The 26535-nt window shown below is 63.6% G+C and carries 18 protein-coding genes, 4 pseudogenes and 2 riboswitches; of the genes and pseudogenes, 4 read left to right on the top strand and 18 right to left on the bottom strand.

The genetic code is table 11. The features are described from left to right. The first annotated feature begins 9 nt into the window (after positions 1–9). The gene (locus tag AB5975_20265) at positions 10–3156 is read left to right on the top strand and encodes an efflux RND transporter permease subunit (GenBank protein XDR18896.1); all 3147 of its coding nucleotides are present in this window, start codon (positions 10–12) and stop codon (positions 3154–3156) included. 116 nt (positions 3157–3272) lie between these two features. Here the strand turns inward: AB5975_20265 and AB5975_20270 are convergent, their stop codons facing one another. From AB5975_20270 to AB5975_20300, 7 genes and pseudogenes are all read right to left on the bottom strand, one after another. Beyond that, complete coding sequence (locus tag AB5975_20270; GenBank protein ID XDR18897.1) at positions 3273–4610, bottom strand: MFS transporter; 1338 nt, start codon at positions 4608–4610, stop codon at positions 3273–3275. A 151-nt stretch (positions 4611–4761) separates the two neighbouring features. Next, positions 4762–5520 (bottom strand): hypothetical protein, encoded by a 759-nt coding sequence (locus AB5975_20275; GenBank protein XDR18898.1) that lies wholly within the window; start codon positions 5518–5520, stop codon positions 4762–4764. Between the two features lie 153 nt (positions 5521–5673). After that, on the bottom strand, positions 5674–7824 hold the full coding sequence (locus AB5975_20280) for a TonB-dependent receptor (GenBank protein ID XDR18899.1): 2151 nt from the start codon (positions 7822–7824) through the stop codon (positions 5674–5676). A 66-nt stretch (positions 7825–7890) separates the two neighbouring features. Next, positions 7891–8301, bottom strand: a complete 411-nt coding sequence (locus tag AB5975_20285) for a DUF2946 family protein (protein XDR18900.1) — start codon at positions 8299–8301, stop codon at positions 7891–7893. Between the two features lie 115 nt (positions 8302–8416). Beyond that, entirely contained in the window at positions 8417–9193 is a 777-nt protein-coding gene (locus tag AB5975_20290) for a ParA family protein (protein XDR18901.1), read from the bottom strand. 104 nt (positions 9194–9297) lie between these two features. Next, positions 9298–10868 (bottom strand): annotated as a pseudogene (locus AB5975_20295) (diguanylate cyclase). Positions 10869–10926: 58 nt separating this feature from the next. Next, positions 10927–11406 (bottom strand): hypothetical protein, encoded by a 480-nt coding sequence (locus AB5975_20300; GenBank protein ID XDR18902.1) that lies wholly within the window; start codon positions 11404–11406, stop codon positions 10927–10929. 131 nt (positions 11407–11537) lie between these two features. Between AB5975_20300 and AB5975_20305 the strand changes: the two genes are divergently transcribed. Both AB5975_20305 and AB5975_20310 read left to right on the top strand, forming a co-directional pair. Then, positions 11538–12035, top strand: coding sequence for a GNAT family N-acetyltransferase (locus AB5975_20305; protein XDR18903.1), 498 nt, complete (start codon positions 11538–11540; stop codon positions 12033–12035). A gap of 122 nt (positions 12036–12157) precedes the next feature. After that, on the top strand, positions 12158–12481 hold the full coding sequence (locus AB5975_20310) for a hypothetical protein (GenBank protein ID XDR18904.1): 324 nt from the start codon (positions 12158–12160) through the stop codon (positions 12479–12481). A 46-nt stretch (positions 12482–12527) separates the two neighbouring features. Here AB5975_20310 and AB5975_20315 read toward each other — a convergent pair. The 10 genes and pseudogenes from AB5975_20315 to lpxO form a co-directional block, all read right to left on the bottom strand. Next, a pseudogene (locus tag AB5975_20315) lies at positions 12528–13863 on the bottom strand (OprD family porin). Next, complete coding sequence (locus AB5975_20320; protein XDR18905.1) at positions 13860–14294, bottom strand: pseudoazurin; 435 nt, start codon at positions 14292–14294, stop codon at positions 13860–13862. The pseudogene AB5975_20315 and the gene AB5975_20320 overlap by 4 nt, the downstream one beginning before the upstream one ends. Positions 14295–14311: 17 nt before the next feature. Then, positions 14312–15100, bottom strand: a complete 789-nt coding sequence (locus AB5975_20325) for an ABC transporter ATP-binding protein (GenBank protein ID XDR18906.1) — start codon at positions 15098–15100, stop codon at positions 14312–14314. Continuing rightward, a complete protein-coding gene (locus tag AB5975_20330; GenBank protein XDR18907.1) occupies positions 15097–16113 on the bottom strand; it encodes a FecCD family ABC transporter permease in 1017 nt (338 codons plus the stop codon). Before AB5975_20330 ends, AB5975_20325 begins: the two co-directional genes overlap by 4 nt. After that, complete coding sequence (locus AB5975_20335) at positions 16113–17123, bottom strand: ABC transporter substrate-binding protein (GenBank protein XDR18908.1); 1011 nt, start codon at positions 17121–17123, stop codon at positions 16113–16115. Before AB5975_20335 ends, AB5975_20330 begins: the two co-directional genes overlap by 1 nt. A 110-nt stretch (positions 17124–17233) precedes the next feature. Next, positions 17234–17434, bottom strand: a riboswitch (cobalamin riboswitch). A 28-nt stretch (positions 17435–17462) separates the two neighbouring features. Beyond that, positions 17463–18628 (bottom strand): annotated as a pseudogene (locus AB5975_20340) (DUF1624 domain-containing protein). 141 nt (positions 18629–18769) lie between these two features. After that, positions 18770–20896, bottom strand: a complete 2127-nt coding sequence (locus AB5975_20345; protein XDR18909.1) for a TonB-dependent receptor — start codon at positions 20894–20896, stop codon at positions 18770–18772. 108 nt (positions 20897–21004) lie between these two features. Next, positions 21005–21213, bottom strand: a riboswitch (cobalamin riboswitch). A 64-nt stretch (positions 21214–21277) separates the two neighbouring features. Then, positions 21278–21846, bottom strand: a pseudogene (locus AB5975_20350) (N-acetyltransferase family protein). 78 nt (positions 21847–21924) lie between these two features. Beyond that, the gene (locus AB5975_20355) at positions 21925–22269 is read right to left on the bottom strand and encodes a carboxymuconolactone decarboxylase family protein (protein ID XDR18910.1); all 345 of its coding nucleotides are present in this window, start codon (positions 22267–22269) and stop codon (positions 21925–21927) included. A gap of 133 nt (positions 22270–22402) precedes the next feature. Beyond that, the gene (lpxO, locus tag AB5975_20360) at positions 22403–23302 is read right to left on the bottom strand and encodes a lipid A hydroxylase LpxO (protein ID XDR18911.1); all 900 of its coding nucleotides are present in this window, start codon (positions 23300–23302) and stop codon (positions 22403–22405) included. A gap of 158 nt (positions 23303–23460) precedes the next feature. Between lpxO and thpR the strand changes: the two genes are divergently transcribed. After that, on the top strand, positions 23461–24006 hold the full coding sequence (thpR, locus tag AB5975_20365) for an RNA 2',3'-cyclic phosphodiesterase (GenBank protein XDR18912.1): 546 nt from the start codon (positions 23461–23463) through the stop codon (positions 24004–24006). A 7-nt stretch (positions 24007–24013) separates the two neighbouring features. On the opposite strand, the gene AB5975_20370 is transcribed toward thpR, so the two are convergent. Beyond that, the gene (locus AB5975_20370; GenBank protein XDR18913.1) at positions 24014–26443 is read right to left on the bottom strand and encodes a TonB-dependent siderophore receptor; all 2430 of its coding nucleotides are present in this window, start codon (positions 26441–26443) and stop codon (positions 24014–24016) included. Positions 26444–26535 lie beyond the last annotated feature (92 nt).

Raw genomic sequence — 26535 nt, forward strand, 5'->3', positions numbered from 1 at the left:
GACACCTGCATGTTCGAACGCCTGATTCAATTCGCCATCGAGCAGCGCCTGGTGGTGATGCTGGCCGTGGTCCTGATGGCCGCGGTGGGTATCCACAGCTACCAGAAACTGCCGATCGACGCTGTGCCGGACATTACCAACGTCCAGGTGCAGATCAACACCGCCGCCCCCGGTTATTCGCCGCTGGAGACCGAGCAGCGCATCACCTTTGCCATCGAAACCGCCATGGCTGGCCTGCCTGGGCTGAAGCAGACCCGCTCGCTGTCGCGTTCGGGCTTGTCGCAGGTTACGGTGATTTTCGATGATGGCACCGACGTGTTCTTCGCCCGCCAGTTGGTCAACGAGCGCCTGCAAGTGGCTCGCGAGCAATTGCCCGAGGGGATAGAAGCGGGCATGGGGCCGATCTCCACCGGGCTGGGGGAAATCTTCCTGTGGACGGTGGAAGCCGAGGAGGGGGCGCTCAAGGAAGACGGCACACCCTACACCCCAACCGACCTGCGGGTGATCCAGGACTGGATCATCAAGCCACAGCTGCGCAATGTGCCGGGGGTGGCCGAGGTCAACAGCATTGGTGGCCATGCCAAGCAATACCTGATTGCGCCGGAGCCCAAACGCCTGGCGGCCTACAAGCTCACCCTCAATGACCTGATCGCGGCGTTGGAACGCAACAACGCCAACGTCGGCGCCGGTTACATCGAGCGCAATGGCGAACAGTTGCTGATTCGCGCACCGGGCCAGGTGGCGTCGGCCGAAGACATCGCCAACATTGTCATCTCCAGCGTCGATGGCACGCCAATCCGTGTCAGCCATGTTGCCGAGGTTGGCCTGGGCGAAGAGCTTCGCTCGGGTGCGGCCACCGAAAATGGCCGGGAGGTGGTGCTGGGCACGGTGTTCATGCTGATTGGCGAGAACAGCCGCACGGTGTCCCAGGCGGTCGCCGCCAAATTGGTCGAGATCAACCGCAACCTGCCCAAGGGGGTGGTGGCGGTGACCGTGTACGACCGCACCAACCTGGTGGAAAAAGCCATCGCCACGGTGAAGAAGAACCTGATCGAAGGGGCCATCCTGGTCATTGCCGTGCTGTTCCTGTTCCTGGGCAACATCCGCGCCGCACTGATCACCGCAATGGTCATCCCGCTGTCGATGCTGTTCACTTTCACTGGCATGTTCAGCAACAAGGTCAGCGCCAACTTGATGAGCCTAGGCGCGCTGGACTTCGGCATCATCGTCGACGGTGCGGTGGTGATCGTGGAAAACGCCATCCGCCGCCTGGCCCATGCCCAGCAACGCCATGGCCGCATGCTGACCCGCAGCGAGCGCTTCCATGAAGTGTTCGCCGCCGCCCGCGAGGCGCGCCGGCCGCTGATCTACGGGCAGTTGATCATCATGGTGGTGTACCTGCCGATCTTTGCCCTGACCGGTGTCGAGGGCAAGATGTTCCACCCCATGGCCTTTACCGTGGTCATGGCCTTGCTCGGCGCCATGATTCTTTCGGTCACGTTCGTGCCGGCGGCCATTGCCCTGTTCGTCACCGGCAAGGTCAAGGAAGAAGAAGGCCTGGTGATGCGCACGGCGCGCCAGCGTTATGCGCCGGTGCTGGCCTGGGTGCTGGGCCGGCGCAAGGTGGCGTTTGCCGCCGCTGCCGCCCTGGTGCTGTTGTCCGGGGTCATGGCCAGCCGCATGGGCAGCGAGTTCATCCCCAGCCTAAGCGAGGGCGACTTTGCCTTGCAGGCCCTGCGTGTGCCGGGTACCAGCCTGTCGCAGTCGGTGGACATGCAGCAGCGCCTGGAGCAGGCGATCATCGCCCAGGTGCCGGAGGTGGAGCGGGTGTTCGCCCGTACCGGTACTGCCGAAATCGCCTCTGACCCGATGCCACCGAACATCTCCGACGCCTATGTGATGTTGCGCCCGCGCGAGCAGTGGGTAGATCCGGGCAAGCCGCGTGACGAACTGATCGCCGAGGTGCAACGTGCTGCCGCCAGCGTACCGGGCAGCAACTACGAGCTGTCGCAGCCGATCCAGTTGCGTTTCAACGAGCTGATTTCCGGGGTGCGCAGCGATGTGGCGGTGAAGTTGTTCGGTGATGACATGGATGTGCTCAACCGCACCGCCGCGCAAATCGCCAGCAGCCTGCAAGGTGTCGCGGGTGCGTCCGAGGTGAAGGTGGAGCAAACCACCGGCCTGCCGGTGCTGACCATCGACATCGACCGCGACAAGGCGGCGCGCCATGGCCTGAACGTGGGCGACGTGCAGGACGCCATCGCCATTGCCGTGGGTGGCCGCACGGCAGGCACACTGTATGAAGGCGACCGGCGCTTCGACATGGTGGTGCGCCTGCCCGAAACCTTGCGCACGGATGTGGACGGGCTTTCCAGCCTGCTGATTCCGGTACCGGCCAGTGCCACTGCGGGCGCTGCGCAAATCGGCTTTATCCCGCTGTCTCAGGTGGCCACGTTGAACCTGCAACTGGGGCCTAACCAGGTCAGCCGCGAGGATGGCAAGCGGGTGGTGGTGGTCAGCGCCAACGTTCGCGGGCGTGACCTGGGCTCGTTCGTGGAGGATGCCGAACAGACCCTGATCCAGCAGGTGCAGATTCCACCGGGTTACTGGACACGCTGGGGTGGGCAGTTCGAACAGTTGCAATCGGCAACCGAGCGCCTGCAGGTGGTGGTGCCGGTAGCCTTGCTGCTGGTCATGGCACTGTTGCTGATGATGTTCAATAACCTCAGGGATGGCTTGCTGGTGTTCACCGGTATTCCGTTTGCCCTGACCGGTGGGGTGCTGGCGCTGTGGTTGCGGGACATCCCGTTGTCCATCTCGGCGGGTGTGGGTTTCATTGCCCTGTCGGGGGTGGCAGTGCTCAACGGGCTGGTGATGATCGCCTTTATCCGTGGCCTGCGCGAAGAAGGGCGCCCGTTGCGGGTGGCGGTAGAAGAGGGCGCCTTGACGCGCTTGCGGCCGGTGCTGATGACCGCGCTGGTGGCTTCGCTGGGGTTCATTCCGATGGCCTTGGCCACGGGGACCGGGGCTGAGGTGCAGCGGCCGCTGGCGACGGTAGTGATTGGTGGGATCCTGTCTTCTACTGCGTTGACGTTGCTGGTTCTGCCTGCGTTGTATCAGTGGGCGTATCGGCGGGAAGAGGCGCAAGAGGGCTGAGAGCCAGGGGCCGCTTTGCGGCCCATCGCGACACAAGGCCGCTCCTACAGGATTGCGTATTTCCCTGTAGGAGCGGCCTTGTGTCGCGATGGGCTGCAAAAGCAGCCCCGACGATCTCAGACAGTACTACGAACTCCAGACTGCACGCCGTCTACCCCCCCCTCATCATGCAACGAAATCCGCGAAGTCTCCGGCAACGCCAACCCGCCCACCAGCGCCACCAGCGCAATCACCACCAGGTAAAACGCCGGTGCCAGGCTGCTGCCGGTCTGCCCGATCAGCCAGGTCGCCACCAACGGCGCGGTGCCGCCAAACAGCGTATAGGCCACGTTGTAGGTAATCGCCGAAGCGGTGTAGCGGGTGCGGGTTGGGAAGCTTTCGGACAGCAACGCCGCAGTGACCACGCCACTGCACAACGCGCCCACCGCCAACAGAATCACCCCCAGCAGTGCACCCGACATCGAGCCAGAGCTGGCCAGCCAGTATGCCGGGAACACGCACAGCATCACCCACAGGCAAGTAAAGCCGATGGTCTTGCGCCGCCCCACTCGGTCCGAGAACGCGCCGGCCAGCGGGCAGCCGACGGCGGCGAACAGCAGGGCCACGGTGGTCACCAGTAGCGACTGTGCGCGGGTCAGGTTGCCTACCAGTTGCAGGTACGTGGCGAAGTAGGTGGTGAACATGTAGAACGACAGGGCGGTCAGCGAGATGAACGCCCCCAGGTTGCGAATGACCCGGCCATGGTGACGCAGGGTGTATTTGAGCGGCGAATGCTCATGTTCCTTGCCTTGGGCGACGGCTTCGCGGAATGCCGGGGTTTCTTCCATGCGCCAGCGCAGGTACAGACCGACCAGCCCCAGCGGCGCGGCAATCAGGAATGGAACGCGCCAGCCCCAGGCATTCATTGCCTCGGCCGACAGGCTGGCTTCCAGCCCATAGGCGATCACTGCGGCGCAGGCGAAGGCGGAAAAGGTCGAGACCGGCACGAAACTGCCGTAAAACGCACGCCTGTCGTTAGGTGCGTGCTCCATCAAGTAGGCACAGGCCCCCGCGTACTCGCCACCGGCAGAAAAGCCCTGCAGGCAGCGCGCCAGGGTGAGCAGCACGGGGGCTGCCAGGCCAATGCTGGCGTAGGTCGGCAGCAGGCCGATCAGGGTGGTGGAGCCGGCCATCAAGAGGATTGTCAGCGACAGGATGCGCTTGCGCCCCAGGCGGTCGCCCAGCGCGCCGAACACGATCCCGCCCAGCGGGCGAAGGGCAAAGGCCACGGCAAACACCGCGAACGTTTTGAGCAACGCCACGCTGGGGTCTTCGCTGGCAAAGAACTGGCTGGCGATCAGCGTGGCAAGAAAGCCATACACGGCGAAGTCGAACCATTCGACGAAATTGCCGATGGCCGAGGCGGCGATCACCCTGCGCAGGGTGGCGGGGGATACCTCGTGAGGTGCGGACATGCGGGTGCTCTCCGGTTCCATTGGCAGCCATGATGAACGTGGCGCGGTCGGGCCGCGCCATCATTGTTGTGCTTGCCAGTAGATAACCGGGTGCAAAAAGGTGCTTTGTCGAGGGCGACCTCGGGATACCTGATTCAACCGGTATAACGGTTTACAGCCGGCCGACCTTCCAGGGGGCGTACTCCAGTTCGCTGTAGCCTTCGGCTTTGCCGTGCATGTCGGCCTTGAAGCCCGGCAGGCTGCTCAGGTCAAGCACCATGCAGCGGCTGGTGAGTTCGGCTTGCAGCCTGCCATCGAGACGAAAGTCATCCGGCCGGTTCGGGTGGGGATAGATTTGTACCAGGCAGCCTTGGACCTTGCCCTGCGCATTCGCCTCGTAATAGAGCGAGGCCCGGCCGATGCTGTTTACCGGCTGGTCGCGCAACAGGTGCTGCCAGAAGAACTCACGTTGTGCATTGGCCTGGCGCCGTGGGGTATCCAGTGCCTGGGCGGCAGCGGGCAGATCCACGAACAGCGGCGCTCGTATTTCCGTCGTGCCGTCCTCGTCGCGCATCGACTTGGGCACCACGGGGTAGATGGTCTTCCAGCATTGCGCCTCGACCATGTTGGCCAATGCGTTGAAGTCTGAGCGGACCAGGTCGGCCGGTAATGCTCTTTCGTACTTCATCGGTGCTTTACTGGTTTTGCAACTGATGGGGGCGGAGTGCTGGTCGAGTTTGACATTCAGCATCACCACGCCAACCTGCTTGCCTGTATCTGCTGTGGCGATGCCCAGCTTCAGTACGTGTTGCATGTCGCTGACGAATGCCTTGCGCGCCTGCTTGTCCTGCTCGGAGGCAGGGCGGTTCTGGCAACCCGCCAAGGCGATGAGTGCAGCTGCCACGATTGCCGGAGACAACGGTCTGAGCACAGAAACTTCCTTGATGTGATAGAGCCGGCGTTCATGCCGGCGGTAATGAGAACCAATATTATCACTCGAAATGCTTGAGGGCTTTGTGTGGTTTGTGTGTAGGAAATGTATGGTTTTGCGGTATCGGCGCGATGGCCGATACCGCCCTGTGCATCAGAAGCGCATGTCCAGTGCCAGTTCGAAGGTGCGCGGCGGCCCCATGTAGTACTGGCTGTTGTAGGCCTGCTTGGCATACACCTCGTCGGTCAGGTTGCGCACCCGCCCGGTCAGCGTAGTGTGCTCATCCAGCCGGTAGCGGGCGAACGCGCCAAACAGGGTGTAGGCCGGCGCCTTGAGGCTGTTGGCATTGTCGGCATACACCGAGCCCACATAGCGCCCGTCCGCGCCCACCGACCACGCCGACGACAGGCTGTAGGTCAGCCACAGGTTGGCGACATTGGCCGGCACGTTGGTCGGTGCATTGCCTTTGCGCGACACCGATACGCCGTTCACCGCCTCGTTGAACTCATCGTACTGTGCATCGACATAGGCATAGTTGGCCTCGGCCAGCAGTTTCGGTGTCACCTGCAACCGCCCGGACAGCTCGATACCGCGTGAGGTCTGCTGCCCGGCCTGGACCGTGAGGTTGGCGTCGTTGGAGTCGCGGACGGCAAAGTCCTTGCGCACGATCTGGTACAGCGCCAGCGTCGCGGCACCGCGCCCATCGAGGAAGTCGAACTTGCTGCCCACTTCCCATTGCTCGCCCTTGGACAAGTCGAAAAGGCCGACATTGGAGTAGGTCGCCGCTGCCAGCGAGCCGGCCGGCAAGTCGGCGGAAGAGCTGTACTGTACGTACACGCTGGCCGAAGGCGTCAGCGCATAGGTCAGGCCGATGCGCCCGGACAGCGGCTCCCAGCGCCGCTCGAAGTAGGCCGGCGAAGTTGGCGTCACTGCGCCGTAGTTGGTGACGTCCATGTCCAGGTAGTCGTAACGCAGGGCGGTCAGCAGGGCCAGGCGCTCAGTCAGCTGCAAGCGGTTTTCGGCGAAAACCGCGCGGTTGATGACCTCGTGGCGGCGTTGCTTGGTCAGGCCGGCATTCACACCAGGGATGTCATCGAAGCTGCCGGGGTCGAAGTGCTCGGCATCGACCACGTCACTCCAGCTGCTGGAGGTGGGGTAGAGGGTCTGGCGCATGCGCGAGTACTCCAGCCCCAGCGACCACTGGCTGGCCAGGCCGAACAGCTGGTTGTCATGGCGCAGCTCGATGCGGTCGCCCAACAGGTTCTGGTCGTGGCGCTGCAAGTAGGGGCTGCTGCGCTGCACCTTGCCATCGCGGGTGTAGGTGTAACGTTCGAGGTTGCGGTAATCGCGCTGGGCGTTGTAGTGGTACAGCGTGTTCTGCACGCTGGTGCTGTCGCTGATCTGGTAGTCGAGGATCGAACGCAGCCAGCGCACCCGCTGCTCATAGCGGCCATCGCCAACGTTGTAGTTTTCGAAGCGGCGGCTGTTGTCGATTTTCATCGTGCTGCGCCCCGGCAAAATCGGCGAGCCCCAGTACGGGCTGTCTTCGCGGTCTTCCTGGTATTCCAGCGCCAAGGTGTGGGTGAGGTTGGGCGTCAGGTCGCTGAGCAGCGAAAAGGCCAGGCTGTCGGTGTGCCGTTCGTTGCGGTCGACATAACCGTTGCCATGCCCGCGGCTGAAGTCCAGGCGCATGAAATGCCGGGCATCGGCGGGGTTGCTGGCCAGCGCCTGGTTGATGCCGAAGGCCACTTCGCTGTCGTCGAAGCTACCGTAGCGAATACGCCCGTCAATGATCTGCTGGTCGCGGCTGGCGAGCTTGGTGATGTAGTTGATCGAGCCGCCCACCGCCCCCGCGCCATGCAGGAACGAAGACGGCCCGCCAATCAGCTCGACGCGGTCGAGCACCCAGGCATCCACCGGGCGAGTGGCGCTGCTGTAGCCCAGGTTGATGCCGTTGTACAACTGGGTGACCTGGTTCTGGGTGAAGCCGCGGTAGGCGACGAAGCCGCCAAAGCCAGGGTTGGCCGAAGCGTTTACACCGGTCATGGCGTTGATCACGTCCTGGCTGTCCTTGGCGCCGCGTTCTTCGATCAGGCGGCGGTCCGAGACGCTGACCGAGGCGGGCGTTTCTCGCGCGGTGAGGCCCAGGCGCGAGCCGGTGCGGATCGGCTCGTCCAGTTGCACGCCGCTGGCGGCGTCGCGTTCGCCGTCGATGGTGGTGGCGCCAAGTTCGACAGGGGCGCTGTCGGCCCAGGCAACGCTGCAGGTGCCCATGATGAGCAGCAGGGAGGTATTGCGAAGCATGTTTGTGTGTCTTCCACGCAAGGTTCATGGCTGACGGCGAGCGCGCACAGGCGCGCCCGGCTGAAGTCAGGCGAAATGAAGTGAGGCTGCGGGGAAGACGGCAGGGGAGGCGCGGGGGTTGAGGGCGGGGCGTTGATAGCGCGGTGGCGGTTGTGCCCAGCTGCGCACCACGATGGGCGAGGTGGCCACGGCTTGCGCCGGGGTGAATGACCAGCCACCACTGCTGAGCGGTACCGCCAGGCCGAACGATGAGCACACCGGGCAGTCGAGCTGAGCCATGTGCTGGTCGCCGCCGGCGCCGTCCAGGTCGATGGCCACGCCATGCTCGCTGTTGACGGAGCAGAAACCACCTTCCAGGCCGGCCAGGCGCAGGCCGCCCATCTGCCCATGGTGCAAACCGCACAGCAACAGGCTGAACAGGACGCTGGCATAGAGCGCCCAGGCAGTCAGCGTGCGAGTGTGCCGGGTGGTTTTCATGGCGGCGAATCTACCATTCGGATGAACGGTCGGGTAGTGCTTTTGCTGCAGCACGATCGCTTGTAGGAGCGGCCTTTTGTCGCGACAGGGGCGCAAAGCGCCCCCCCAAGACCTGTCAGGCCGCTCGCTCCAGCGCATCCAGTAAGTCGACAAACTCCATCGCCAGCTTGTGCCGTGGCGCCAGATGTACCAACGGCACCGACGCCTGGTGCGACTCCCGCATCTTGATCGAGCTGCTCAAGTACACCGGCAGCACCGGCAGGCCTTCGTTGCGCAACTGCTCGACCAGGGTCTGGTGCAGCGCGGTGCGCCCGGCGAACTGGTTCACCACTACACCTTCCACCTGCAGTGCCGGGTTGTGGTCTTGGCGCAGCTCCTCGACCTCGGCCATGACGCAGTGCAGGGCCTGGCGCGAAAAGCTGTCGCAGTCGAACGGGATCAACAAGCGCTCGGCCGCCACCAGCGCGCTGAAGGTGTAGAAATTCAGCGCCGGCGGGGTGTCGATGTAGATCCGCTCGTAGTCCTCGCCCAGTTCCACCAGCAGTTTGCGCAGCTTGTTGATCTTGAACTTGCTCTCCAGCTTGCTCTGCAGATCGCTGAGGTCAGGGCTGGCGGTGACCAGGTGCAGGTTGCTGTAGCGGGTTTCGGTGATCGCCACGCGGTGCTTCTTGCCAGCGGCGGTAACCGGCGACAAGGTTTGGCGGAAGAAATCGGCGATGCCGGCAGGTATGGCGTCATTGACCAAGCCGGTCAGGTAGTAAGTGGCATTGGCCTGCGGGTCGAGGTCGACCAGCAGGGTCCGATAGCCCTCGGCGGCACTGGCTGCGGCGAGGTTGCAGGCAATGCTGGATTTGCCCACGCCACCTTTCTGATTGAAAACCACACGACGCATGAGACGCTCATCCATGAAGTGTAAATGTCAGGTTGGGGTCAATCCTATGACTGAAACACTGCAGTTTTATGACAAAGATTGTTACAAGCTCACAATCAGGGGGCTCAGGCGATGGCCACCCGGTTGCGACCTTGCTGCTTGGCCTGGTACAGCGCCCGGTCAGCCAGGCCCAAAGCTTCCATAGGCTTGCTGCCCGCATCACCATCCCAGCGCGCCACCCCCAGCGAAATCGTCACTGCCCCCACGGGCTCCACAGGCGTGTCCTGCACTGTCACCCGCAGCCGTTCGGCCACCGCCGCCGCCACTTCCAGGCTGGCCCCTGGCAGCAGCATCAGGAATTCTTCGCCCCCGGTGCGGCAAAGCAGGTCACCTTCGCGGCAACAACGGCGCATCAATTCCGCCAGCCGGCGCAGCACCTGATCACCCACCTCATGCCCATGGTTGTCGTTGACCCGCTTGAAGTGATCGATATCCAGCTCGATGGCCGCAAATGCTCTTCCTTCGGCTTCCAGCAGCGACAGGCTGAACTCCAGGCTGCGGCGGTTGCCCAGGCCCGTCAGCGGGTCGGTCTGGGCGTCACGATTGAGCCGGCCAATCCGCTCTTGCAGCAAGTTCAAGCCGAACAGCAACGCGCGCTTGAGTTCTGCTGCCTCGAAGTACCAGGCCCGCACCTGATGCAAATGTTCGGCGGTGCCGGCGCGGTCCATCGAGCGGGCACCCGCGGCCAGTTGCCACAGCGGCCGGGCGATGGTCATGGCCAACCACCACAGCAGCAGGCTGCCAACCAGCGCCAAGGGTGCCGAAGTGCCGACGACGTTCAGCACCAGGTGGCTCAGTGGCGTCACCGTCTGCGCCAAGGGCTGCTGCGCGACCACGCCCAGCCGGCGCTGGGTACGGTGGCGAAGCCGGCGAGCATTTCCACGCCCAGGCTGTTGGTCAGTTGCCGAGTACCGCTGTCCAGTGTCGCCAGCTGGTCTACCAGCGCGTTGCCCTCCACCACGGTGCCTACCCGTTCGCTGTTGGGGTGGTACAGCAGGCGGCGGTTGCGATCGACTACGTACAGGTAAGAACCGTCCTTGTAGAAGTGCTCGCCCAGCAGGCTGTTGAGGATATTGCGCTCACGCAGGTACAGGCTGCCGCCCACATAGCCCAGGTAGCGGCCGTTGCTGTCGAAAATGGGTTGCGAGAGCGCCACCACCAGGTTGTCGGCCGCCGACAGGTAGGGCGTGGAAACCAGTGGACGGCGTTCGTGCAAGGCTTCCTGGGCACCGGGCGACTGCACGTGGGTGCCGACCAGGTGGCGCAGCGGGGCTGGGGATACTGCCAACAGCACGCCGTTGGCGTCGATCACGAAGGTGGAGTTGAAGGCCATGCTCTGGCCCAGCACACGCTCGGTTTCCACCTGCAGCGCAGCACCATCGCTCAGCTGACGGCCCTGCAGGCTGGCGCTGAACGCCAGTTGCTGCAGGGCGTTGCCGATGAAGGTTTCGGTGATGCTGGCCAGCTTCGTCGCATACACCCGGTTGGCTTCCAGCGCGTTGTCGATCAGCAGTTGGCGCTGCACTCGGTAGCTGGCGAAGTAGCTGGCGCACAGCATGACCACTGCGGTAAGGGCGCAGAGCACCAGAATGAGTGTACGTAAATCCAGGCGCAATCCATGCTTGGCGTGTGGCAATCCTGACCTCGGGTGATCGAAAAGGGCTACTGAACGGGAGTGGCCTGGTGCGCCGCGGTCAAGAACCTGCCTTGTCCAGTGCGTCGAGTTCGTCCTCCACCTGCTGCATGCGCTGTTCGACCAAGGCCTGAACGTTTGCATCTTGGGCGGTTTCACGCATCAGGGTGGTGAGTTTTTCGCTTAGGCGTTTGCCGGCTTCGGTGTCTTCCAGGGCACGGGCCTTGGCCGGGTCCTGGGTGGCGGCGACGATGGTGGCGAACTCGGCGTCGCTGAAGTTCTTTTCGCTGTACAGGCGGAACAGGTCCTGGCGCTGGTCCTCGACGGTGAGGTGCTTGCGCAGTACGTCCTGAATGCTCGCCTGCGACAGCTGTGGGTGAGTGCGGCCCAGCAGTGCGGCCATGCGCTCGATGTTGTGTGTGTAGGCGTCCTGCAGCGGTAGCTGGGCAAGGATCTGTTCTTCACGGGAGGGTTTCTGGTCGCAGGCGGTGAGTGCGGCAGTCAGCAACAGGGGCAACAGCAACTTCTGGAAGCGCGACATGGCATGGCCTGGTTGGGCAGTGAAGACCGCTGATTATACCGATGTCCGCCTGGCCACGACGAGCCCTGTGATTTGCCTTGTGCGGCGCGCTGGGGTAGAACCTTGCCCTCCCGATCATGGGCAGTAACCCGATGCCGAACTGGACCCTGCAACCCGTGGCGCGAGACGCCATTGCCGAAGTGCTGGCGTTTGTCGACAGCGCCCGCCGCGAGCTGTTTCCGATGCTCGCCAACGCGCCATTGCCGCGTGACCTGGCGCATTTTGCTGAAACGTACCTGGACGGCGCGGGCTGTTTCCTGGAAGCCCGTGATGCTGGGCGGCTGGTCGCGGTGATCGGTTACCTGCCCTATGATCATCGCTTTACCCAGTTTGATTACCACGCAGTACGGGTCGTCGAGGTGGTGCGCCTGTTCGTGTTGCCGGGGTACCGCAGGCATGGTCTGGCTGCGGCCCTGTTCTGCGCATTGCGCGAGCGGGCGATGCTGGCGGGTATCGACCTCCTGTACCTGCATACTCATCCGTTTCTGCCGGGTGCGATTGCATTCTGGGAGCGACAAGGGTTTGCGGTGGTTGATGTGGAGAAGGACCCGGTCTGGCAAACCACACACATGCAATTGCGATTACGCTGACCTGTAGGAAAGCCCCTACGACGGTGCTTTGGGTGTGATCGACGCGTTCATTTCAAAATCTACCTGGCTTGCTAACCTTCCCTCGTGTATGGCTTTTTAACAGCACCCAAGGGAGATTCACAATGGCGCACATGGCCCTGTACAAACTCAAACTGCTGGACGAGTTCGAAGACCGCACAGACCTGTGGACCTTCGGTGATTTCGAGAGCAGGTTGATGGACCTGTGGCGCGGAGCGACGCGGCATGATGCCAAAGGCATCATCAATGCTGCACACAAGGAACGGCGTTGGCCCAGGGCGGTGAAGCGCTATTTGCTGACGAATTATCGGGCGTTTGGCAATGTCAGTTCGGAGGTGGAGCGCACGTTTGACGAGGTGCTGGCGGCGATGAGCGCACAGGAGAGGGCCCAGTGGGGGTTGCTGCCTGCTGGTAATTCAGTTGCCTGAAAAACCCAGGGGCTGCGCAGCAGCCCCACTCAGGCGACGCATTGCATCAGAACCCGCCTGACAACGGCCATTCCACCGCCAGCCGTATCTGGTCGCCATCCAGCTCCGCCTGCGCCGTGTTCCCCGGTGCACGTTATGCCTGACCGAGAACGTCGTGCCTTTGGCCTTGCCACTCTGCACCACGTAACGCGCTTCCAGGTCGCGCTCCCAATGCTTGCCACCCTTGCCATACCCCAAGTACGCATACCCGCCATTGGGGTCGACGTGTGTGCCATCGATATCGAAGCCACGCACATACAACGCCACCAGGTTCAACCCCGGCACGCCGTAGGCGCCCATGTTCAGGTCGTAGCGCGCCTGCCATGACTTCTCGTTCGGTGCGTTGAAGTCCGACATCTGCACAGCGTTGGCGATGAATATCGCGCCGCGCGTCACGTAGTCGAAGGGCGTGTTGCCGTCCACTTGCTGCCAGCCCAGGCTGAAGCTGTGTGGGCCCTGGTTGTAGCGCGAGAGCAGGCTCCAGGTGGTGTTGTCGATGCGCCCGGACAGCGCTTTGCCGGTGTCGGTGGTGCGATACAGGTTGAGGTCCAGGCTGATGCTGCGCTGTTCATCCAGGGCGTGGCTGAGGGTACTGCCCAGGTAGTGCTGGTTCCAGCTGTCCTCGTAACGTGAGGTGTACAGGCTGCCGCTGAAGGCGGCGCCGGGGTTCCACACGGCACCGGCCAGGTCGAAGCTGTTGCCCTGGCGGCCGTTGGAGTAGTTCACCACAAAGCCCTGATCGTGGCTGGAAGCGTTGCGGTCGGTGCTTTCGTTGAAGTGCCCGGCTACCAGCTTGAGGTTGTCGACTTCATTGCTGGTGAGAAAGAAGCCCGTGGCAGTCTCGGGCAGCAGGCGACTGTCGGAGGAACTGAACACCGGCGTCTTGACCCGTTGCTCACCGTAAGATAGCACCGTATCGGACACGCGCAGTTTCAGTGCCGCACCTGCGCGGCTGTACTCGTTTTTAGGATGCCCGTCGTTATCGACCCCGAGCAAGCGCGCCTTGCCCGCCCGCCCGCCACCGCTGTCGAGTTGCACGCCCAGGTAGGCATGGGCATCGACCCGACACCGATCAGGCCTTGGGTGAACCCGGACTGGAAGGTACCCATCAAACCATAGGCCCATTCCTCGGCCTTGCCATTACGCTCGTTGCGCGGTTTGTAGGCATTGCGCGCTGCGCTGTTGCGCCCACCGTGCTTGTAGTCGCGCTGGTCGAAAACGCTGCGGTTGAGCAGGTTCCAGCTGCTGTCCGCGAGAAAACCATTACTCTGCGACTGGGCAGTGTCGGCCAGGGCGAGCGGGGCCAGGCCCAGTAGCGGCAGTGCCAGCAATAACCGGTTCATTGCCCGGCCTCGAGCTTTTGCAGTTGTGCGGCGAAGCGGGCTTTGGCCCGTGCCGGCAAGTTCGCCGGCAACGCCGCTGCGGGCGCATCACCTACCTGGATCACCATCACCATGCCCATGGCCAGGTGGGGAATGCACTGAATACCGTACACACCAGGCACGCTGAAGGTTTGCTCGAACACCTGGTTCAGTTTGCTCTTGAACGGCTCGGCACCGGCGGGCAGCAGGCCCGCCACGCTGGCGGCATTGTGCCCGCTTTGGGTGGGCAGAAAGCGCACGCTGTCGCCGGGGGCAATGTGCAAGTGGTCCGGTTCGTAGACCATGGCGCCGTCGCTGCCGCGGTTGAGCATTTTTACTTCATGCACTTCGGCCAGCACGGCCGGGGCAAGCAGGGCGCTGGCAAGCAGCAGGGCGACAGGGCGAAACAGCATGGGCAGAACTTCCGGGTTCAGGGGGCGCGAAAGCGCAGAATGCGCGCGCCGTCGTAAGGGTCGGTAAGGTAGTGGGCGTGGACGCCGAAGGTACTCAGCAGGCGCTCGGGGGTGAGTACGTCGAGTGGTTTGCCAAGGGCGACCAGGCGGCCCTTGTCGAGTACCGCCACACGGTCACAGGTGAGCGCCTGGTTGAGGTCGTGCAAAGCCACCAGGGTGGTTACCGGCAGGGCCTGCACTTGCTGCAGCAGGCTTAGCTGATGCTGGATGTCCAGGTGGTTGGTCGGTTCGTCCAGCAGCAGTACCTGCGGGCGTTGGGCCAAGGCGCGGGCGATGTGCACACGCTGGCGCTCGCCACCGGACAGCGAGCCCCACAGGCGCGTACGCAGGTGCAAGGCATCAAGGTCGGCCAACGCTTGCTCGACGATGTCGCGGTCCTGCCGGGAGAACGGCGCCAGGGCCGAGAGCCAGGGCGTGCGGCCCAAGGCAACCGCGTCGAACACGCTGATCGCATCGAGGGTGTCGGCCTGTTGTTCGACCAACGCCAAGGCCTGGGCTACATGGCGGCGAGGCATCTGCGCCAGCGGTTCGCCCATCAGCTGTACGTTGCCGCAGGTGGGTTTGCGCAGCCCTGCCAGCAACTTCAGTAGCGAGGATTTGCCCGAGCCGTTGGGGCCGACGATACCCAGGGTTTCACCAGCGACAACGCCAAGGTCGATACCGCTGAGTACGGCATTGCCGGCCAGTTGCAGCCCCAGCCCCTGGCAACTCAGTGGGTGCACTTGTACAGCAGCCAGGAGGGTCATGGGCGCCCCCGGCGGCTGACCAGAATCAGCGCGAAAACTGGCGCGCCGATCAGCGCGGTAACCACACCTACCGGGATCACCTGGCCGGTGATCAGCGTGCGTGAGAGGATGTCTGCAGCAATCAGGAACAGTGCGCCACCCAGCGCGCTGGCAGGCAGCAGGCGGCTGTGCCCGGGGCCTAGCAGCAGACGCAGGGCGTGGGGTATTACCAGCCCGACAAAACCGATGGCACCGACAATGGACACCATCACCGCCGTGACCAGCGCTGCACAACTGATCAGCAACAACTGGGTACGCCGCACCGGAATGCCCAGCGAGGCTGCCGAATCGGCACCAAACGTGAAGGCGTCCAGCGCACGGCGATGCCACAGGCACACCAGCAAGCCGAACAGCGCCACCGGCACAGCCAGCCACACCGAAGGCCAGCGCACGCCGCTGAGGTTGCCCAGCAGCCAGAACAGGATACCGCGCGCCTGCTCGGCGGTGGCCGACTTGGTGATCAGGAAGGCGGTCAGGGCATTGAACAGTTGCGAGCCAGCGATACCGGCAAGGATCACCTGAGCGTTGTTGCTGCTGGGGCCGGCCGCGCGGGCCAGCAGCAGCACCAGGGCGAATGCGGCCCCGGCGCCGATGAAGGCCCCGGCGGACATGCTCAATGCCAGGCTACCCAGGCCCAGCAGGCCGACCAGCACCGCGCCGGTCGAGGCACCGGCAGATAGCCCGAGCAGGTACGGCTCGGCCAGGGGGTTGCGCAACAGCGCCTGGAGAATCACGCCGCAGGTTGCCAGCCCGGCGCCGCACGCGGCTGCGACCAGGGTGCGGGTCAGGCGGTAGTTCCAGACGATGCCGGCGTCGATCGGGTCGACCGGGTAGCCGGCCTGCCACAGGTGGTTGGCCAGCACCTGGCCGACCACGCTGGGCGACAGGCTGGTTTCGCCGATGGCGGTACCGGCCAGCAGGGCGGCCAACAGGGCTGCCAGGGCAACCACGATGCAGGGTAACAGGCGCATCATCACTGGGCTGCTTTACCGCTGGCGAAGGCTGTGGCTAGCGTCTGCACGCCGCGGAACAGGCGGATGCCGGCTTGCATGGCGTCGGCGTCAAGAATGATGATGCGATCGTGCTTCACCGCATCCATGTTGCGGGTTACCGGGTCGCTGCGCAGGAATTCGAGCTTTTTCTGGTAGTCGTCGGCGGGGAAGCGGCGGCGGTCCATGCGGGCGATGATCAGCCAGGTGGGGTTGGCCTTGGCCAGGGTTTCCCAGCCTACGGTCGGCCATTCTTCGCTGGACTCGACCACGTTGCGCACACCCAGGGTGCGCAGCATGAAGTCGGCGACGCCCTGGCGGCCGGCCACATAAGGGTCGATGTCGAGGTCGGCGCTGGAGAACCAGAACAATGCCGAGGTGGCCGACAGGTCCTTGCCGGCCAGTTGCGCCTTGGCACTGTCCAGGCGGCCTTTGAGCTCGGCATTCAGAGCATTGCCGCGGTCCTGCACATCGAAGATCTCGGCCAGCTGGCTGATGCTCTTGTAGATGCTGCTGACCTGGAACGCCTGCAGACGGGTGCCGTCGGCGCCGACCAGGTTGTCCTTGCCTTCGCAGTCCGACGGCAGCAGGTAGGTGGGGATCTTCAGTTCATCGAACTGTTCGCGGGTGCCGACCACGCCCTGGGCACCGACCATCCATTCGAACTGCACCGCCACCAATTGCGGGCGCTTGCCGACCACGGCTTCGAAGCTGGGGTCGTTGTCGGCCAGGCGCGGCACCTTGGCGTTCACTGCCTGGTACTCGGGCAGCACGTTGTTGAACCACAGCGAGGTGCCCGCCAGCTTGTCGCCCAGCCCCAGTGCATAGAGCATCTCGGTACCGGCCTGGCCGATGGTGACGGCGCGCTGTGGCGCCTGGGCGAACGTCTGCGGCTTGCCGCAGTTGTCGAGCGTCAGCGGGTAGTGGGTGGCCGCGGCCTGGGCCAGGCCGGTAAGGCCTAGGCCGGCGAGCAGGGTGACGAAACGGGGCAGCATGCTGGGCGATCTCCTATCGGACAGTTCGGGTGAGGAACGCGCGGACAGGCATCGCCGAGCCCCTGCCGGTGGCAGGGGCAACACTGATGGCCAATCCCGGACACCCCGCCGGTTGGTGAATGTAGGCCGGCAGGTCTCCTGACTGGTGCGTCATGGCCCGGCTCCGGCCTTCCCGGGCGGTCTGGCCCAGTGGCATCGATGGAGCTGGCTCGGCACCTACAGTTGCGGGGGCAGTTCCGTTTGGCCCGTATTGGCGGGCCAGGGATTCCCTATTCAGTTCCGTGGTGGAAACCGGCGGCCCGCATGGTAGACCATCGCGCCGCCGGGTGAAAACGCTTTTCAGAAGTACTTCAGCCAGGCGATGTCGCGGCGCCGCTGCTTCAGTTGGGCGAACCCGCGTACTGGCAGGTACAGCGAAGCCGCCAACAGCACCGCGCTCAGCCACACCGCTGCAATGCTCTCGAAGCCGAAGTAGTCGCCCTGGTTGAGGCCCAACAGCGCCACGCTGGCCAGGTACAGCAGCTTCAGCACATACAGGTGCAGCAGGTAGAAGAACATCGGGGCCGCACCGAACACCGCCAGGGCACTGATCCAGCGCGCCTGGCCGGCCCGCTCGAAGGCGCGCAGCAACACAAGGCCGCAGCCCAGGGTCAGGGCCAGGAACAGTAGCGACGGTGGGTATTTGGTGATGTTGAAGAAGCTCATCAACGTTTGCGTGAAGGTGGGGTAACCGCTCCACGGCGCCTCACCATAGCCGTTGAACATGCGCAGCAGGACAAAGCCCAGGAGTGCGAGCAACCCGGCCGTCAGCAGGCGTTGCTGGCGTTGTCCGGCCTCGCTGCCGCGCGCGAACCAGGGGCCCAGGCCATAACCCAGGGCAATGACGCCGATCCACGGCAGCACCGGATACGACGTGCGCAGGCGCAGGTTTTCCGACCATTCAAGCCAGCCGCGGTCGTGCAGGATTGCCCAGGGCACGTGCAGGGCTGACCCCACGCCAACGTGCAGGCCGTCGAGCAGGTTGTGGCCGGCGACGATGATGGCGCCCAGGGTGAGCAGTGCGGCGCGTGGCAGCCACACCAGCAGGGACAAGGCGATCATGCTGACGCCGATGGCCCAGATAACCTGCAGATAGATCACGCTGGGCGGCAACTGGAAGGTCCAGGCGAAGTTGACCAGGGTGAACTCCAGCACCACCAGGAACAGCCCGCGCTTGAACAGGAATGCCGAGACATCGCTACGGCCCTGATGCTTCTCGCCGTACAGCCAGGCCGACAGGCCGGTCAGCAGGACGAACACCGGTGCGCAGAGGTGGGCCAGTGTGCGGCTGACGAACAGCGCAGGCTCGGTGCTGTCGATGGCCATGGGGTCGCTGACCTGGCGGTGCAGGAAAAGGTCTCGCGGACATGGTCCAAAAGCATGAACAGGATCACCAGGCCGCGCAGGGCATCGATGCTCTGCAGGCGCTGGGTGATCAAGGTGGGCGTGGCGCTGGCGCTTGTCATGGAGGGTCGCTGATAGGAATGAATGTCATGTGAAACGTTATCTTATAACTAATTTATTGGAGGCTGGTAGAGGTTTTTGTGTTGCCTGTGCAGGCCTCTTCGCGGGCGCGCCCGCGAAGAGGCCGGTTCAGGCAACTCAGGTCAGAAGGTGTAATCCACCGTCGCAAAATACGAGCGCGGCATCCCCATCAACCACTGCTGCCCGCTGAACGCCGACTGCACATACTCGCGATCGAACAGGTTGTTCAACTGCAACCCCAGCCGTACATCAGGCAACACCTGCCAGGCGATGTTGGCATCGACCACGGTGTAGCCGGGGGCGCTTTGGGTATTGGCGGTGTCGGCATAACGCTCATCCACATAGCGCGCGCCAATGCCGGCTTCCACCTGTTGGCCGAAACCTTTGCTCAACCACAGGTTGGCGGTACGCCGTGGCACGTTTGCCGGCCGGTTGCCGGCACGGTCCTGCGCCACGCCGCCGACCATCTCGTCGAAGTCGTCATACCTTGCGCGCACCAGCGATGCGTTGGCAGACACCTGCCATTGGTGCGCCAGCGCCAGTTCCAAGGTCGCTTCGAGGCCATCGGAGGTCTGCTGGCCAGCCTGTTGCTTCTCGTGGGTGATCGGGTCGTCTACCAGCAGCTTCTTCTTGACGATGTGGTAGGCGGCCAGTGTCCATTCGCCACGGCCTTCCCAGAAGCGCTGCTTCAGGCCTACCTCAGTCTGCTTCGCTTCGGTCAAGTCATAGTGCATCTGGGTGGGGCTGAGGCTGATGAGGTTGTTGACCCCTTCCTCGCTGGTGGAGTACTGGCCATACAGTGACAGGTCGTCAGTGACCGCGAACACCAGCCCAGCGCGCCAGTTGCCACCTTGCAGGCTGCGGTCACTGCGGCTGTCGTTGGTCAGGTTGTCGCGGTCGATGTGGTTCTGGTCGCGGCGCACGCCGGTTACCAGCGACAGCCGGTCGCTGAGCTGCAGGCGGTTCTCGGCGAACAGGGCAAAGGTATGGGTGGTGGACAAGGTTTGCGGTCGCAGCGGCGAGGCACTGTGGAACCCGCCGGGCTGCGGTTGCCATGGGTCGATGTAGTCGCCGCCGACATCGTTGTAGGGTGAATTGCTGTCGACGTTGAAGCGCACCTTGTTGTACTCGGCCCCGACCACGGTCTTGCTGGCCAGGCCGAACAGGGTGTGGTCGAAGGTGAAGGTCTGGCGGTCGCCGAACTGTTCCTGGTTGTGCTTGATCTCCAGGTAGCTGCCGCGCAGCAACTGCTGACGCTCGGCGTCCCAGCTGTAGTCTTCGGCGTTGCGCCAGTGGCGGCGGCTCTTGATGTAGTACAGCTGGTTGCTGGCGCTGAGGTGGTCGTTCAGCGTCCAATCGGTGGTCAGCCGGGTCCACTCGTCGTCATAACGCTGCACGTCATTCTGTACGTTGTAGTTCTTGTTGCGCAGGCTACTGCGATAGTGGCCGTCGATCAGCGGCGTGCCGTAGTAGTTGGCGGGCTGCGCCTCGCCACGGTCGTGGGCGAGGGTGAAGCTGAGGTCGTCACTGGCATCGAAACGCAGCGCTGCGCTAACGGCCAGGCTGCGCGAATGGGTGCGGTCGACCCAACCATTGCCATCTTGCTGGTTCAGCGTAAGGCGATAGCTCAGGCGCTCGCTGAGGCTGCCGCCGCTGTCCAGGCCGAGCTGCTGACGGTCCCATGAGCCGTAGCCCAGACGCAGGTGGTTGCGCACTTCGCCGGCAAACGGTTTTTTCGGGATCACGTTGACGACCGCGCCGGTGGCGCCTTCGCCATGCAGTACCGAAGCCGGGCCGCGAATCACATCGATACGTTCGACCATCCACGGGTCGACAGGGAACGTTTGCGTGCCGGCGCCGGTGTAAAGGCGCGCGCCGTCGAACAGGGTCATCACCGAACTGTGCCCGGCAAAGCCGCGGGCGGACAGGCCGGTGCCGCCGTCGCCTGGGGAGCCGACGAAGGTGATGCCCGGCGAGCGGGTCACCGCATCCTGCACGGTGAGGTTGTTGCGCTGCTGAATCTGCTCGGCACTGATGCTGCTGGTACTGGCGGGTGTTTCCAGGGCACTCAGGCCAAGGCGCGAGCCGGCCTGGGTAGGCGTGGCCAGGTCGATGGCGTGGCTGTCGAGGGTGTCGGTGATGGCCGTGGAAGGCAAGGCCAGAGGCGGCGGGGCACGGTCATCGGCCAAGGCCGGCAGGGCGACGGCCAGGCAGGCCGCCAGGGGGTGAAGCTTGAACATACGGGACATGTCGTTCCACTGCTGCAGGAATGAATGCATCCCGGTGGAAAACACGCAAAGGCGAACCATGCAGGCAGGCGCGCGCACGGATTCCGGCCTGCGCCCGCCCACCGCGGGTTGCCAAGTGAAGCTCCAGGCCGGTCTCCGGGCTTGCGAGGGGCATGAAACCTTCACCTTCCCATGCCGGAGCACAGTGGTATCTCGAAGGGTTCGCTCGCTTACCGTTGCGGGGGCAGCGCCGGACTTGTCGTGGGCAACACGACGCACCGGCTTCCCGTTTCACCCTGCGCGCGGCGGCGCAGGACACCTGAAACTGGCGCGCATCTGACCATTGAAACGCGGGGGCGTCAAATTTGCTTGGGCAATGGAGGTGGGTTAGGCCTGCAAAGGCTAGCGTCCGCGGCGCCGCGAAACCCGTGCCTCGATGTTCTTGCGCCCGATCAACAGCGGGGGCTTTCTACCACCGGCTCATCCGCCAGCCATTTGTACATCACCAGGCAGTCCACCAGCCCCAGGCGGGCATGGCGATAGGCCTTGGGCAAGCGGCCAACGGTCTCGAAGCCCAGCTTGTGCCAAAGCGCCACGGCCACTTCATTGCTGGCCACCACCGAGTTGAACTGCAGGGCCAGAAAACCTTCCTGGCGCGCCAGCTTCTGCGAGTGTTCGCACATCAGGCGCGCCACGCCCCGGCCGCGCGCCTGTTCGCAGACCATGTAGCCGCAATTGCCCACATGTGCGCCAGGCCCGGCAGCATTGGCCTTGAGGTAGTAGGAACCCAGCAGCTCGCCATCTTCTTCAGCCAGCAACGTATGCAAGGGCAGCTCCAGCCACAGCTGGCGAGCCTGTTCGACGCTCAGGGCTGGCTCGAAGGCGTAGGTTTCACGGGCCTGGACAATGGCTTGGAAGGTAGGCCAGAAGCGGTCGAAGTCTTCGGGCGTCATGGGGCGAATGTGGATCATGCGGGTTCCTGCGCGGGCTAAGCCGCCCAGTCTGGGTGGCGCGGCGCCGTCGCGCAAGGGCGGCGACGCCGTTTGTGCTCAACCGTTGGCCTTGCCCACCGCGTCCATGGCACGCGCTGAGTAGACCAGTGCGGCCCCAGCATTCATCGCCACCGCTACGCCAAGCGCTTCGGCAATTTCCTCGCGGCTGGCGCCATGCTTGACCGCCTGTTGCGAATGCACGGCGATGCAGCCGTCGCAGCGGGTGGTCACGGCCACGGCCAGAGAAATCAGCTCGCGGGTCTTGGCGTCCAGGTGGTTGGTCTTGGCCCCAGCACCGCTGGCGGTCACATAACCGGCCACGGTGTCGGGTGAGAGTTGCTTGAGATCGCCGATGCCGGCCATCAACTGCTTACGGTAGGCGTCCCAGTCCATCATGCTCATCGTCTTCACCTTGGGGGGGTTGCGAGTGGAGCTTTCAGGCTAGTCGAAGAGTGGCAAGTGCGAGGCTTGTACTTTGGTGGTCATGCAGTGGGCCTTTGGCAGCGGGCTTGCCCCAAGCCCGCGCCTACACGGTTCAGATGTAGATGAACACCAGCACCAACGCTGCGACCACTGCCCATTTCTCCAGGTAGTAACGCATGCGGTTGCGCTTCTTCAGCGCCTTGCCACGCTCGCGGATCTTGTAGATACGGGTGAACAGGCGGTTGATGCCCCCGGTCTTGTCGCTGGCATCGTTGGGCGCAGCGGCGGCGGCCATCACATTTCGGCTGAACCAGCGGTTGAACGCGGTTGCCCAGCGGTACTTGAGCGGGCGTTCGACGTCGCAGAACAGGATGATGCGGTTGTGCTCGGTGGTGTTGGCCGCGTAGTGGATGTAGGTTTCGTCGAAGATCACCCCCTCGCCATCGCGCCACGAGTACTTCTCGCCGTCCACGTCGATGTAGCAGCCGTCGTCGTTCGGCGTGTCCAGGCCAAGGTGGTAGCGGTACGAGCCCGCATAGGGGTCACGGTGGCGCACCAGCTTGGCACCCGGCGGCAGGGTGGCGAACATGGCGGCCTTGACCGTGCCGATACCTTGCAACAGCTCGGTGGTGCGTGGGCACAGCGCCATCGCCGACGGGTGGCTCTCGCCGTACCACTTCAAGTAGAAGCGCTTCCAGCCGGTTTTGAAGAACGAGTTGAAACCGACGTCATCGTAATTGTCGGACTTCTTGATTTCGCCTACGTGCAGCAGCTGGCGGCCTTCCTCGCGGATCTCCTGCCAGTGGTCCTGCAGCGGTTTCAGTTCGGGAAAAGCCTCGACCGGCAGGTAAGGCTTGGCCGGGTGCTTGGAAAACAGGTACAGAAAGCTGTTGACCGGGGCCAGGAAGCTGGAGTGGTCGCCCAGCTGACGCGTCAGCTTGTGGCGAACCCGACCGCGCAGGTGAACATAGGCGATCGAGAAGACGAAGATAAGTACGAGTGCAATTTTCATGGACGTTTACTTGTCGAAAAATGGCCATGCGCCATGGCATAAGCTCGCCAGCATAAACAATCATGGGGGCAGTTTGTACTTATTGTTACGAAACGGTGGGGCGACATTGGTGTAATGCCCTACAGTCTTGCGCAAACGTTTCATGTCAGGGAGTTTGTATGGTTCAGGATATACGCCCCAGCGGTAGCCCGTTCAAACGGCTGTTCTTCGCCTTGCCGGTCAACGATGCCCAGCGCAGTGCTCTGGCCCAATGGCGCCGGGGCCTGAGCCTGCGCAGCGGCAAACCGGTGCCGGCAGCCAATTTCCACGTCACGCTGCTGTTCCTCGGTGATGTGGACGCCGCCCAGCTGCCAGCGATCTGCGCGGCGGTCGATCAACTGGCGCTGCCGGCCACGGCGCCGCGGCTGTTGCTCGACCGTTTGCAGGTGTGGCAGCGGGCCGGAGCGCTGGTGCTGGAGGCACAGCAGACACCGCCGGCCCTGTTGCACCTGGTGTACGGCTTGCAGCAGGCGCTGCTGCCGCTGGGGGTGGAGGCGGCCAACCGTGAGTATCGGCCGCACCTGACGCTGTCCAGGGACTACCACGGCCAGCCACCCGAGGCCAGCAGCGCGCCGGAGTTCTACCTCACCGCGCGACACTTCACGCTTTACGAGTCGCGCAAGGGCGCCTACTGGCCATTGGCGCAGTGGCCGCTGGCGCAATGACCTGGGGTTAGAGCTCTGGGGTGTACTTGACCGTCAACAGGAAGTTACGCGGCTCGCCATAGTTGTTGCTGCCATTGAGCTGGTTGAAGCCTGCGACCCAGTACTTCTTGTCGAACAGGTTGTTGGCGTTGACGGCAACGTTCACTTCCGGGGTCAGCTGATAGGCCAGGCGCGCGCTCCACACCGTATAGCCCGGCACGGTGTAGGTGCGCTCGTAACCCAGGGTATGGCTTTGGGTGGTGAAGCCAAGGCCTGTACTCCAGCGCTGGCCGTCCAGTGGCAGCGTGTAATCGGCCCAGGCGCGCAGCATGTGTTTGGGTGTCCACTGGCTGAATGTGCGGCCTTTGTCGACAGGGTCTTCAAGGAATTTGGTGGTGTTGTAGGTGTAGCCTGCGAACAATTGCAGGCCACTCAGCACTTCACCGCTGATCTCGGCTTCGACACCCTGGCTGCGTACCTTGCCCGACGCTGTTGAGCAGTACCAGTCATCGCAGGCGAACCCCGAGGCTGTATCGGTGACCGCGCGGTTTTCCTGATCGTAGCGGAACAGCGCGATCGAAGCGTTGACCCGGCCGTCAAGCAGTTCACCCTTGAAGCCCGTTTCGTAGTTGCTGCCGATCACCGGTTTGAGCGGTGTATTGCCAACGGCGCGTTCGGTTTGCGGTACGAAGACGTCTGTGTAGCTGGCGTACCAGGCCCATTCGCGGGTCAGGTCGTAGACAAAACCTGCATACGGGGTGACCTCACCCGTTTCGGTCATGCGGCTGGTGGGGTTGACCTGGCCCGGGTTCAGCCCGCGGTACGTGGTGCTTGCGTAGCTGTAGTCGAACCAGCTGACGCGTGACCCAAGAATCAGCGTCAACCTGTCGGTCGGTTTGACGCGCCAGGCACCGTACAGTCCTTTCTGGCGAATATCATAGCCACTGCTTTCGTGGCGCCCGAAGGGCGCGGCAAGCAGGCTGTCACGGCTAGGCTCGGGGCGGTCATGGTCGATGTCGAAGATGCTGTCATTGCCACCAAAGGTGCGCCAGTAACCATCATCGCTGGTGAGCTTGGAGTAGTTGCCGCCAAAGGTCACTTCATGTGCTACGGGGCCTGTGTCGAAGTGGCCGACCACGTTCATGTCCAGGCCCAGCTTGGTGGAATGGAAGTCGGTGATCCAGTCTGCATACTCGACGCCACTGCCGTCAGGCTCAAGGCCTTCACCGACGGTCTGGGTGCGCTGGTGGGTCGACGTGTTGGTCTCGTCCATGCGCACTGCAGCGGCCTTGAAAGCCCAGTCCTCGTTGAAACGGTGCTCCAGGTCCAGGTAATAGGTGGTGACGTCGGTCTCGGCACGGCTCCAGCGAGCGCCGGTGTAGGTCGAGCGCGGTACGTCGACCGGCTTGCCCGTGGCGTAGCGGGGGATACCCCGCAGCATCGGTCGCGACTGCTGGCGGTTGTAGCTGATGCCAGCACCCACGGTAGTGGCGTCATTCAGGTCGATGTCCAGCGCGCCGTACAACGAATGCGATTTGCTCCACTGGTAGTCGATGAAGCTGTCGCTTTGGTCTTCGTCGGCCACGAGCCTTCCGCGTACACGGCCATCGGCGGTCAACGGGCCGCCGGCGTCAAGCTGCAGGCCGTAATGGTCCCAGGAGCCAGCTTTGCCGGTGAGGGTAACGGTCGGGGTTGCCTGGCCGCGCTTGCGCACCAGGTTGATCGCGCCGCCGGGGCTACCTGTGCCCTGCAGCAGGCCTGAAGCACCGCGCAGGATCTCCACTCGGTCGAAGAACACCAGGTCCTGGGTTGCCCAGTTGCCCAGCGAATAGTTGTTTCGCGGAATCGGCACACCGTCGTACTGCCAGTCATCGATCTGGAAACCACGCGAGGTCACCACCACGCCAGGGCCAATGCCCTGCGCGCCGACAATGCCCGTGGTGTGGTTGAGCGCGTCCTGCAAATCGGTGATGCCCTGGTCATCCAGTTGCTTGCGCGTGATGACGGTGACCGACTGGGGGATCTCCTTGAGAGTGTGCGTGCCTTTGCCGAGGGTCACCGCACGGGCGGCATAGGAACCTGTGCCTTCGCTGGTTGCATCCACGTAGTTGTCGGTGATGCTGGTGCTGCCCAGCTCCATGACGTCGCCGCCCAGGCTGGCGGGGGCGACACTGAAATGCCCCTCGCTGGAAACCCGCAGCTGCAGGCCGCTGCCGGCCAGAGCAGCTTGCATGGCCTGTTCGGCACTCATCTGGCCGACCACGGCAGGTGCTTGCTTGCCGCGCACCAGTGCAGGCTCCAGCGCGATGATGTGGCCGCTTTGGCTGGCGATGCGGTTGAGCGTTTGAGCCAGGCTGGCGGGCGGCAGGTCGAACATCTGGGTTTGCGCCTGGGCTAGCACGTTGAAGCTGGCCAAGGCGGCGACCAGAGGCAGGGCGCGGGGCAAGGGGTTGTACACGGATTACTCCCGAATGAAGTGGCTGTCAGGAGGTATGTGGGACGAACAAAAAAAACTTGCCACTATTGCGAATGATTTTGATAAATATTTTT

The organism is Pseudomonas putida (genome assembly GCA_041071465.1).
GTDB classification, from domain to species: Bacteria; Pseudomonadota; Gammaproteobacteria; order Pseudomonadales; family Pseudomonadaceae; genus Aquipseudomonas; species Aquipseudomonas putida_P.